Genomic DNA, 11,384 nt, shown 5'->3' with positions numbered 1-11,384 from the left:
CATCGCTGGTTGTGCGCGGCCGGCCGGGCTTGAGTTCGTTGTGCAGGCCGGCAATGCCGCGCTCCCGATAGCGGGTACGCCACAACGTGACGGTTGGCCGGCTCACCCCGTAGCGATGCGCAATTGCCGTCTGCGGCTCGCCGTCGGCCATGCGCAGGATCATCTGCGCGCGGCGCGACAAGGCCGCCGGCAAACTTTGCGATCGGGCCATCGACTCCAGTTGCACACGATCGTCGGCGCTGACAACCAACGGCTTGGCGGGCCTTCCCATGATCGAGCGCTCCGGTTTCCAAGAGTGCTTCTTTACACAACGCCAGATAAGAAAAGTTACATGCGGAACGCGACACTAGCTCTTCGCAGCGTTTGGGGGCCGTGTACAGGATCTTCGTCCAGGATGCACGTAACAGCCACATGCACGTATTGGGCGGGCGCACACAATGCGCATACCCACCGTCCGGACGATCATTTCAAGCAACCGCCGGGCGACGTAATCCGAATGTTATGCCACCTTGTACACACTGCGCATGCAGACGCGACCGTTAAGCTGCGTTTCCCTGTGCCTGCCTGGCGCGCTTACCTCGGCCAGACTGCTCATGTCCAAGCACCGCACCCGCCCTCTGACGTTGATCGCCCTGGCCGCTGCGCCATTGGCGCATGCGCAGGAAATCGCCCCGCAGCCGGCCTCGCCGCAAGCCTGCACCTCGGTCACGTCCGATGCCGTGCGTCTGGCCTGTTACGACAAGGCGCTGGGCTACACCCCGCAGCTCACCGCGGAGGCGGATGCCGCAGCGCAATTGGCCAAGCAGAAGGAAGCCAAGCACGACGATACGCGCGCGATCAGCCGGGGCGGCGATTTCTTCCGCGCCGACGGACAGGACCAACCCAAAGAAGAAGCGGTAGCAAACGCGGGCCGCGGCTCGTTGCTGGACCGACGCTGGGAATTGGCCAAGGACTCCAAGTTAGGCACTTTCCAGGTGCGTGGCTACAAGCCGGTGTACCTGTTGCCGGCGTTCTGGACCAGCGACACCAACCGCACCCCGCAGTCGCCCAATCCGGCCGACTCGGTCGACACGCCGCAGCCACTGGACAACACCGAGCTGAAGTTCCAGCTCAGCTTCAAGACCAAGGTCGTCGAAGACCTGTTCGGCGACAATGGCGATATCTGGATGGGCTACACCCAGAGCTCGCGCTGGCAGGCCTACAACGCCGATGCGTCGCGCCCGTTCCGCGAGACCAATTACGAGCCCGAGGCGATGCTGGTGTTTCGCAACAACTACAGCATCTTCGGCTGGAAGGGCCGCATGAGCGGCATCAGCCTCAATCACATGTCCAATGGGCGTGCCGACCCGCTGTCGCGCTCCTGGAACCGGGTCATCCTGAACTTCGGCCTGGATCGCGAGAACTGGGCCCTGACACTGCGCCCGTGGTTCCGCATTAAGGAAGACCGCGCCGACGACAATAATCCCGATATCGAGGATTACATGGGCCGCGGCGATGCGACGCTGGTGTACAACAAGGATGGTCAGGAATTCGCGGTGATCGCACGCCATTCGCTCCGTGGCGGCGAACGCTCGCACGGCTCGGTGCAGCTGGATTACGGCTTCCCGATCACCAGCCTGTTGCGCGGCCACATGCAAGTGTTCGACGGTTACGGCGAAAGCATGATCGACTACAACCACGAGGCGACTTACATCGGCCTGGGCGTGTCGTTGCTGGAGTGGTTCTAAGAGCAGCTAACAAAACGACTGCGCTCACCGCCAGGCGGGCGCGGCCGGTGCTCGGAATCGGCATGTACCACGCGTCCACTGTGGTTCTGAGCGCGCCATCCGCGCCCACTTGAAGCTGCTCGCGACGTGTTGTTGGCCGCTCTACGCCCGATGGGTACGACAGGCGCTGACGTCTTCCGATTTCCAGCACGCAGTCGTGGTCGTTGAACGCATGCGCTGGAGTTAATCGATAAACTCGCATGCGTTAATCCTATAAAAAGCCGGCATGTACGCATGCCGGCTTTTTGATTTTACAAACCATGTTGCAAGACACTTCGGCCCGCCCTGCCCCGGCAATCTCGCCGTTGCCGAAGCTTTCTTGCAATCACTTCAAACGTCGAAAAATCTCCTTGCCGTCCTGCGCAGCGTTTCGCACTCCGCGACGCGGCTCAGGTCCAGTCGGTCAGGCCTTCCCGGCGATAGGTTTCCTGGAACGCTGGGCGCGCCTTCATCAGCGTTGCATGCGCCTGCAGCGCCGGCCAGGTATCGGTCGGGCGTGGCATGTTGCGCGACCAGCGCATCAGCATGGTCAACATGAAATCGGCCGCCGACAAGGTGTGTCCCAGCAGATAGGGGCCATGGACCTGCAGATGCGCAGCGACCTGGGTCCAGGCCGCTTCGAGTTTGCGGCGGGCTTGCACCTGTGCAGCCTCGGCATGCTCGGCACCAGCCGGTTCGCTCGGATAGAACCAGGCGCGGGATGCCGGCTGCAAGGTATTGGCGCAGAAGAACATCCACGTGTAGTACGCCGCGCGTTCGGGTGTGCCGGGCGCGGGTGCCAGCGTCGCCTGTGGATGCAGATCGGCCAGCTGCAGCGCGGTGGCCGCAGCCTCGGTGAGCACGTGCCCATCCAGTACCAGCGGGGTACCACGCCGGCGGGATTGATCACCAGATACTGCGACGATGTGTGCTCGCCGCGTTCGAAATCCAGCGGTTGCAACTCGTGCGGGACATCCAGTTCGATCAGCAGCCAATGCACCACAAACGCTGCGGTGTTGGGGGTGTGGTAAAGCGTCGTCGCCATGCAGATTCCTGAGTGTGAGCGCCGACCAAACCTGCTACGCAGCCGCCTGGTAGAGCCGGCTGATGCTGCGCATCGACTGCAGCTACTGCACGCCCATGCCGCCTGAGGACTGCTCGCTACGTGTCGCTAGCCGCTTTTATTCCACCACCACCGGGATCTTGCCGATGCGCGACTGCCACAGCCGTGGGCCAGTCTTGTGCACCGATTCGCCAGTGGAATCCACCGCTACGGTGACTGGCATGTCCTTGACCTCGAATTCGTAGATCGCCTCCATGCCGAGATCTTCGAACGCAAGCACGCGGGCCGCCTTGATCGCCTTGGACACCAGGTAGGCCGAACCGCCGACCGCCATCAGGTACACGGCCTTGTTGTCGCGGATCGCATCGATGGCCGCATCGCCACGCTCGGACTTACCGACCATGCCCAGCAGGCCGGTCTGCTCCAGCATCTGGCGGGTGAACTTGTCCATGCGCGTGGCGGTCGTCGGGCCCGCCGGGCCGACCACTTCATCGCGCACCGGGTCGACCGGACCGACGTAGTAGATGAAGCGATTGGTGAAATCCACCGGCAGCGTTTGGCCACGGTTGAGCATGTCGATCATGCGCTTGTGCGCGGCATCGCGGCCGGTCAGCAGCTTGCCGTTAAGCAGAATCACCTCGCCCGGCTTGAAGCTGGCCACTTCTTCCTTGCTGATGGTATCCAGATTGACCCGGCGCGCATTGGTCGGGTTGTAGGTGAGCGTGGGCCAGTCTTCCAGCGACGGCGGATCCAGCATCACCGGGCCGCTGCCGTCCAGGGTGAAGTGGGCGTGGCGAGTCGCCGCGCAGTTGGGAATCAACGCCACCGGCAGGTTCGCCGCGTGGGTCGGGTAATCCTTGACCTTGATGTCCAGCACGGTGGTCAGGCCGCCCAGGCCTTGCGCGCCGATGCCCAGTGCATTGACCTTTTCGTACAGCTCAAGCCGCAGCTCTTCGGCACGGTTGGACGCGCCGCGCGCCTGCAGGTCGACGATGTCGATCGGCTCCATCAAGGCTTCCTTGGCCAGCAGCATCGCCTTTTCGGCGGTGCCGCCGATGCCGATGCCGAGCATGCCCGGCGGGCACCAGCCGGCGCCCATGGTCGGCACGGTCTTGAGCACCCAATCGACGATGGAGTCGGAGGGATTGAGCATGGCGAACTTGCTCTTGGCCTCCGAGCCGCCGCCCTTGGCTGCGACGATCACCTCGACATGGTCGCCGGGCACGATCTTGGTGTTGACCACCGCCGGCGTGTTGTCCTTGGTGTTGGCGCGCTTTCCCGCCGGGTCGGCCAGAACGCTGGCGCGCAGCTTGTTGTCGGGGTGGTTGTAGGCGCGGCGCACGCCTTCGTTGACCATGTCTTCCACGCCCATCGTGGCGTCGTCCCAGCGCACGTTCATGCCGATTTCCAGGAACACGGTGACGATGCCGGTGTCCTGGCAGATCGGGCGGTGGCCTTCGGCGCACATGCGCGAATTGATCAGGATCTGCGCGATGGCGTCCTTGGCGGCCGGCGATTCCTCGCGCTCATACGCGGCGGACAAATTCTTGATGTAGTCGACCGGGTGGTAGTAGCTGATGTACTGCAGCGCGTCGGCGACGGACTGGATGAGGTCTTCCTGCTTGATCGAGGTCACGGCTGGCTCTGCGGCTGGCGGGGGGAAACCCGGCCATTTTAGGGCAAAGTGACCGGCGCGCCCGCTGTCACGCCGGCACCCGCTGTTCCGTCCTGGTCGCCGTGAGCCTTGATCCCACCTTCGAAACCCGGCGTCCCCGGCTGGTCGGCCGCAGCCGCGGCGGCCGGCGCGCGAATGAGCGGAGCGCTCCGGCCGCCGGCCCGCCGAACAGGGGCCTGAGCGCCGACGCCGGCCCGGTGCTCGGCGACTGGGCGAGCACGCAACTGCCCCAGCCCCTGCCTCTTACCTGTTGCCCACACCCCGCGCCCACGCCGGGCGCGGCACACTAGTGCGATGTCAGCTTCCCGTTCCGGCGCTACTGCGCCTGCCGCTCCCCGTACCGGCCCCACCCTGCGCGAGCGCCTGGATGCGCTGCGCAATCTTCCACCGTTCCTGCGCCAGATCTGGCAGACCAGCCGCTGGTTAAGTGCCAGCAGCATCGGCCTGCGCGCGCTGCGCGCGCTGATGCCGGTGGCGTCGCTGTACATCGGCAAAGTGATCATCGACGAGGTGATTCATCTGGTCGGCCAACCGCCGGCGTTCGAATCGCTTGCCCAGGCCTTGGGCAGCGGCCGCCTGAATCGTCTGCTGGAATTGCTGGCGCTGGAGCTCGCACTGTCGATTGGTTCGGACCTGCTCGGCCGGCTGATCGGCTACGCCGATGCGCTGCTGTCGGAACTGTTCAACAATGCTGCCAGCGTGCGCCTGATGGAACATGCCGCGCAGCTGGATCTGGAGGACTTCGAAGATCCCGACCGGCAGGACAAGCTGGATCGCGCGCGCCGTCAGACCATGAACCGCATGAATCTGATGAGCCAGCTGTTCGGGCAAGTGCAGGACGCCCTCACCGTGGTCAGCCTGGCGGTGGGCCTGGTGGTCTATGCGCCGTGGTTGATCGTGCTGCTGGCGGTCGCGTTGATTCCGGCCTTCATCGGCGAGGCGCATTTCAATGCCTTGGGGTATTCGCTCAATTTTCAGTGGACGCCGGAGCGGCGACAGCTGGATTACTTGCGCCAGGTCGGCGCCAGCGTGGAGACGGCGAAAGAAGTCAAGATCCTCAACCTGCACCGCTTCCTGATCGCACGCTACCGTCGGCTGGCCGACAAGTTCTTCCAGGCCAACCGCGCCCTGGCGCGCAAGCGTGCAATGTGGGGTGCGCTGCTGGCCGCGCTGGGCACCTTGGGCTATTACATGGCATATGGCTATATCGCCTGGCGCACCGTGCGCGGCGATTTCAGCATCGGCGATCTGACCTTCCTGGCCGGTAGCTTCCTGCGCTTGCGGCAATTGCTGGAAGGCTTGCTGATTGGCTTTTCGCAGGTCGCAGGTCAGGCGCTGTATCTGGACGATCTGTATTCGTTTTTCAACATCGTGCCGGAAATCCGCTCGCGCCCCAACGCGCTGCCGGTGCCGCGCCCGATCCGCCAGGGCTTCGTGTTCCAAGACGTCGGCTTCCGTTATCCGGATGCCGACCAGTGGACGGTGCGGCATCTGGATTTCGAGTTGCGTGCCGGCGAAGTGCTGGCGCTAGTGGGCGAAAACGGCGCCGGCAAGACCACCCTGGTCAAACTGCTGGCGCGTCTGTACGACCCCGATGAAGGACGCATCCTGCTCGATGGTCACGACCTGCGCGATTACGATCTGGACGATCTACGCGCCAACCTGGGGGTGATTTTCCAGGACTTCGTGCGCTATCACCTGAGCGTGGGCGAAAACATCGGCGTCGGCCAGGTCGATGCGATGGACGACACGCCACGCATCCACGCCGCCGCGGAGCGCGCGATGGCGGGCGAGCTGATCGACAGCCTGCCCGACGGCTACAACCAACTGGTGGGACGGCGCTTCAAGAACAGCGTGGATCTGTCCGGTGGGCAGTGGCAAAAGATCGCCATCGCGCGCGCGTACATGCGCGATGCGCAACTGATGATTCTGGACGAACCCACCGCCGCGCTGGATGCGCGCAGCGAGTGCGAGGTGTTCCAACGCTTCAAGGAGCTGTCGGACAACCGTACCGCCGTGCTGATCTCGCACCGCTTTTCCAGCGTGCGCATGGCCGACCGCATCCTTGTACTGGCGGCAGGCCGCATCGAAGCCAACGGCACCCACGAAGCGCTGATGGCGCAGGGCGGCCGCTACGCGGAGCTGTTCGAGCTGCAGGCTGCGGGGTATCGGTGATTTTCGGGATTGGGCATTTGGGATTGGGGATCAGCTTGAGCTGCAACTGGTCCGCTGGCTCCATATCGTTCAGACCCCCAAGGATCCGCTTTTGCGACTCCCCAATCCCCGCATTCAAATGAGATTTCATCTCATTTGGACAGCTTGAGGTAGAATTGAGCAGTACTCCTCCCACGACACTGACCGGTATGTTCAGATCGTCCCTCCGACTGAGCCTGACTGAGGCAATAGCTCCATCAACCATGCGAGCTCCTCTTCGTTGAATGCCGGGAAATCATCCGCTGCCCCTGCGAAGGGGGCCGCATCTTGTTCCCACATCACGGTGCTGGACGCTGCCAGGTCGGCAGCGATGGGCGTACCAGGATCCGGGAGGCCGCCCCCGATCCTGGTACGCTGGCGTTTTACCCTCCAGCTGAGGGGCAAATGCAGCGCATCGCGCTGTTCGGGAACGCGCACCTCGAAAGATTGCTGTGCGGAGGGGCCGGTGACAGCACGATCCGATCGGGACCGTTTACGGCTGCTTGCCCGCGTCTGATCTCCCTCGTGCATTGGGCTGGGCGCATCAAGGTCACGCTCCAGCGAATCGGCGAATGCATGCAAAGACGCCTGATCCGGCGTTTGAGCTGAAGTAGGGGACGGTTTGGCCCTTTTCATCCCTGATGCCTGGAGGATACGGTCCCAACGCTGCGAGGCTGGGGGGAGCGTTCCGCAGCGGGCTTCGAGTTCGGTGACGCCCACTCTGCGAAAGAGCTGTACCAACCCGTTCCTGCTCATCCCGAACTGCGTCATGGCGTCATCGAATGCTTGCGCTGGGTGGGAGTGGCTCTGGAAAAAACCAAGCACGCGCACCACGTGCGCGAGGTCGGCAACGCGATGGGACGTGCGTTCGGGAATACGGCGATTGATTCTTCTGATCAATTCCGGCGCGTGCGGCAATCCCTTTTTCACTGCATCCAGGGCAGGACGTCCGCCGAGGCAGGCCAAGGCGACGAGGTGATCGTTGGTCAACGCGGCCAACGCCGGATCAGGGCGAGATAACTGGGCAACAATGCTCTCCAGCGCCTGCTTGCCGCCGCCATTGCTGGCGATGGCCACGACCTGGTCCGGGGTCAGGCCATGGTCCTGGCACAGCACCGGCAACAGCCGTTGCACCGTCTCCAGCGCCTGCTTGCCGCCGCCATGGCTGGCGATGGCCACGACCTGGTCCGGGGTCAGGCCATGGTCCTGGCACAGCACCGGCAACAGCCGCTGCACCGTCTCCAGCGCCTGCTTGCCGCCATCGTGGCTGGCGATGGCCACGACCTGGGCCGGGGTCAGGCCATGGTCCTGGCACAGCACCAGCAACAGCCGCTGCACCGTCTCCAGCGCCTGCTTGCCGCCAATATTGCTGGCGATGGCCACCACTTGGTTCGGGGTCAGGCCATGGTCCTGGCACAGCACCGGCAACAGCCGCTGCACCGTCTCCAGCGCCTGCTTGCCGCCATCGTGGCTGGCGATGGCCACGACCTGGTCCGGGGTCAGGCCATGGTCCTGGCACAGCACCGGCAACAGCCGCTGCACCGTCTCCAGCGCCTGCTTGCTGCCGTCATTGCTGGCAATGGCCACCACCTGGTCCAGGGTCAGGCCATGGTCCTGGCACAGCACCGGCAACAGCCGCTGCAGCGTCTCCAGCGCCTGCTTGCCGCCGTTATTGCTGGCGATGGCCACGACCTGGTCCGGGGTCAGGCCATGGTCCTGGCACAGCACCGGCAACAGCCGCTGCACCGTCTCCAGCGCCTGCTTGCCGCCATCGTGGCTGGCGATGGCCACGACCTGGTCCGGGGTCAGGCCATGGTCCTGGCACAGCACCGGCAACAGCCGCTGCAGCGTCTCCAGCGCCTGCTTGCCGCCGTTATTGCTGGCGATGGCCACGACCTGGTCCGGGGTCAGGCCATGGTCCTGGCACAGCACCGGCAACAGCCGCTGCACCGTCTCCAGCGCCTGCTTGCCGCCAATATTACTGGCGATGGCCATCACCTGCGCCGGGGTCAGGCCATGGGCCTGGCACAGCACCGGCAACAGCCGCTGCACCGTCTCCAGCGCCTGCTTGCCGCCAATATTGCTGGCGATGGCCACCACCTGCGCCAGGGTCAGGCCATGGGCCTGGCACAGCACCGGCAACAGCCGCTGCACCGTCTCCAGCGCCTGCTTGCTGCCGCCATGGCTGGCGATGGCCACCACCTGGTCCGGGGTCAGGCCATGGTCCTGGCACAGCACCGGCAACAGCCGCTGCACCGTCTCCAGCGCCTGCTTGCCGCCACTGCTGGCGATGGCCACCACCTGCGCCGGGGTCAGGCCATGGGCCTGGCACAGCACCGGCAACAGCCGCTGCACCGTCTCCAGCGCCTGCTTGCCGCCATCGTGGCTGGCGATGGCCACCACCTGGTCCGGGGTCAGGCCATGGGCCTGGCACAGCACCGGCAACAGCCGCTGCACCGTCTCCAGCGCCTGCTTGCCGCCGCCATTGCTGGCGATGGCCACGACCTGGTCCGGGGTCAGGCCATGGGCCTGGCACAGCACCGGCAACAGCCGCTGCACCGTCTCCAGCGCCTGCTTGCCGCCATTGCTGGCGATGGCCACCACCTGGTCCGGGGTCAGGCCATGGTCCTGGCACAGCACCGGCAACAGCCGTTGCACCGTCTCCAGCGCCTGCTTGCCGCCGCCATTGCTGGCGATGGCCACCGCCTGCGCCGGGGTCAGGCCATGGTCCTGGCACAGCACCGGCAACAGCCGCTGCACCGTCTCCAGCGCCTGCTTGCCGCCATCGTGGCTGGCGATGGCCACGACCTGGTCCGGGGTCAGGCCATGGTCCTGGCACAGCACCGGCAACAGCCGCTGCACCGTCTCCAGCGCCTGCTTGCCGCCATCGTGGCTGGCGATGGCCACGACCTGGTCCGGGGTCAGGCCATGGTCCTGGCACAGCACCGGCAACAGCCGCTGCACCGTCTCCAGCGCCTGATTGCCGCCATCGTGGCTGGCGATGGCCACCACTTGTGCCGGGGTCAGGTTCAGGGGGGCACCCGTCAGTGCATTGCGCCATGCATGCACTGCCTTCACTGCGGTCACGCCGCCACGTTTTGCAATCTTGAGAAGTTGGCCTGTGTCCAACTGTAACGGCGGACCTCTCAACTCCCCCGCCTCCGTGAGCAAGGCCTCCAGGGCGCGTGCGCCGGACCACTGTTTGCCGACGCCAACGATGTCTTCGTGTGTCGCCTCTGGCAACGCCCTGATTATGTCCTGATACGTGACAGCAACGGTCCCTAACGCTGCCGGGTGTTGGCTGAGCGCAACGATGTGCGCGTGTGTAAACCCATGACCCACCAGTGCCTCGTGGTGCCGCGCCACTGTCGAACGCACCTTCGGTTTGATCTTCTCTTGCTGCTGCTGACTGTAGCCGAGCGTGCGTAGATCCACCTGCGCGGCCGGCGAAGCGTCGGAGGGTTGCGCCGCACGCCGTCGCGGGGCCGGCTTGGCGCGCGGCGGCCGCGCGGCAGTGACAGCGACACGCACGGTGGGTGGCGGGTCATCGGCTGCACGCAGACCCGATTGCGCCTCATCCCATTCTGCTGGGGCAGCCGCTGTATGCGGCGTGCCGACGGCAGGCATCGAATCAAGAAGCGATGTATCAAGAAGCGACGGATCGAACTGACGGAGCAGATCGCTGAAGCTGCCCGCCGAGAACGCAGGCGAGGGCGCAGGGGGAGATGGCAGCCGGGTCCGGGACATCGTCCGCCGAGCGGGCAAGCCATCCAGGGGGCCGCCAGCAGGCGGAGCCCCCCCCCGATCTGCAGTCGGCTGAACCCTATCCGGTTGGGGTCCGGGCAGAAGCTCGCGGGCAGGACTTGGCGTGCGCGAACGAATGGGATCCATCTTCCGCTTTTGGCGCCGAAACGGTGCTTGAGGTCCGTCATTGGACCGATGCCTACTTCAGCTTCACCACGACCCGCGATGCCGGCTTCCGCTTCGAAAACGGGCAGTTCGTGATGATCGGGCTGGAAACCGAAACGCGCCCGCTGCTGCGTGCGTATTCGATCGCCAGCGCCAATTGGGAAGAACATATGGAGTTCTTCAGCATCAAGGTGCCGGACGGCCCGCTGACCTCGCGGCTGCAGCACATCCAGCCTGGCGACAAGGTGCTGGTCGGCAAGAAACCCACCGGCACGCTGCTGATCAGCGATCTGCATCCGGGTCGCAATCTGTACCTGCTGGGCACTGGTACCGGCCTGGCGCCGTGGCTGTCGATCATCAAGGACCCGGAAACCTACGAGCGCTTCGACAAGGTGATCCTCACCCAGGGCGTGCGCTTCGTGCAGGATCTGGCCTACCGCGATTACTTCGAACGCGAATTGCCGCAGCACGAATTCCTCGGCGATTTGCTGCGCGAGAAATTGCTGTACTACCCGGCGGTCACGCGCGAAGCCTTCGCCAATCAAGGCCGTTTGACCGAGCTGCTGGCCGATGGCCGCATGCAGCAGACACTCGGGTTGCCGACGCTGGATCCGGCCAACGACCGCTTCATGATCTGCGGCAGCCCGCAAATGCTGACCGACCTGCGCACCCTGCTCGATAGCCGCGGTTTCCAGACCTCGCCGCGCATCGGCACGCCGGGGCATTACGTATTCGAGCGTGCGTTCGTCGAGAAGTGATGCGACGCACGTGGAAAGACCGCGTCGTGCGGCATTTCATA

At 64.7% G+C, this 11,384-nt stretch carries 6 protein-coding genes, 1 other RNA gene and 1 pseudogene; 4 read left to right on the top strand and 4 right to left on the bottom strand.

What is annotated here, in order from left to right; genetic code table 11:
- On the bottom strand, nt 1-271 hold a 271-nt coding region (locus WJW29_RS07700), incomplete at its 3' end, for a helix-turn-helix domain-containing protein (RefSeq protein WP_143698748.1).
- A gap of 322 nt (nt 272-593) precedes the next feature.
- Here WJW29_RS07700 and WJW29_RS07695 point away from each other — a divergent pair.
- Both WJW29_RS07695 and WJW29_RS07690 read left to right on the top strand, forming a co-directional pair.
- A complete protein-coding gene (locus WJW29_RS07695; RefSeq protein WP_011408549.1) occupies nt 594-1,727 on the top strand; it encodes a phospholipase A in 1,134 nt (377 codons plus the stop codon).
- A 62-nt stretch (nt 1,728-1,789) separates the two neighbouring features.
- A non-coding RNA gene (locus WJW29_RS07690) (sX9 sRNA) lies at nt 1,790-1,865 on the top strand.
- A gap of 290 nt (nt 1,866-2,155) precedes the next feature.
- Here WJW29_RS07690 and WJW29_RS07685 read toward each other — a convergent pair.
- Together WJW29_RS07685 and WJW29_RS07680 are read right to left on the bottom strand one after the other, a co-directional pair.
- A pseudogene (locus WJW29_RS07685) lies at nt 2,156-2,790 on the bottom strand (glutathione S-transferase family protein).
- A gap of 136 nt (nt 2,791-2,926) precedes the next feature.
- Nucleotides 2,927-4,444 carry a fumarate hydratase gene (locus tag WJW29_RS07680; protein WP_011259006.1) on the bottom strand — a complete coding sequence of 506 codons (1,518 nt, stop codon included), beginning with the start codon at nt 4,442-4,444 and terminating at the stop codon, nt 2,927-2,929.
- A 333-nt stretch (nt 4,445-4,777) separates the two neighbouring features.
- Between WJW29_RS07680 and WJW29_RS07675 the strand changes: the two genes are divergently transcribed.
- Complete coding sequence (locus WJW29_RS07675) at nt 4,778-6,658, top strand: ABC transporter ATP-binding protein (RefSeq protein ID WP_011259007.1); 1,881 nt, start codon at nt 4,778-4,780, stop codon at nt 6,656-6,658.
- Between the two features lie 192 nt (nt 6,659-6,850).
- Here the strand turns inward: WJW29_RS07675 and avrBs3 are convergent, their stop codons facing one another.
- On the bottom strand, nt 6,851-10,567 hold the full coding sequence (avrBs3, locus tag WJW29_RS07670) for a type III secretion system effector avirulence protein AvrBs3 (protein WP_011407860.1): 3,717 nt from the start codon (nt 10,565-10,567) through the stop codon (nt 6,851-6,853).
- Between avrBs3 and WJW29_RS07665 the strand changes: the two genes are divergently transcribed.
- Nucleotides 10,540-11,343, top strand: a complete 804-nt coding sequence (locus WJW29_RS07665) for a ferredoxin--NADP reductase (RefSeq protein ID WP_341899324.1) — start codon at nt 10,540-10,542, stop codon at nt 11,341-11,343. The genes avrBs3 and WJW29_RS07665 overlap by 28 nt on opposite strands.
- The last annotated feature ends 41 nt before the right edge of the window (nt 11,344-11,384 follow it).

It is taken from the genome of Xanthomonas sp. JL1 (assembly GCF_038405005.1).
The sequence above is the reverse complement of the archived record's forward strand: the minus strand, read 5'-3'. Positions and strand labels throughout refer to the sequence as shown.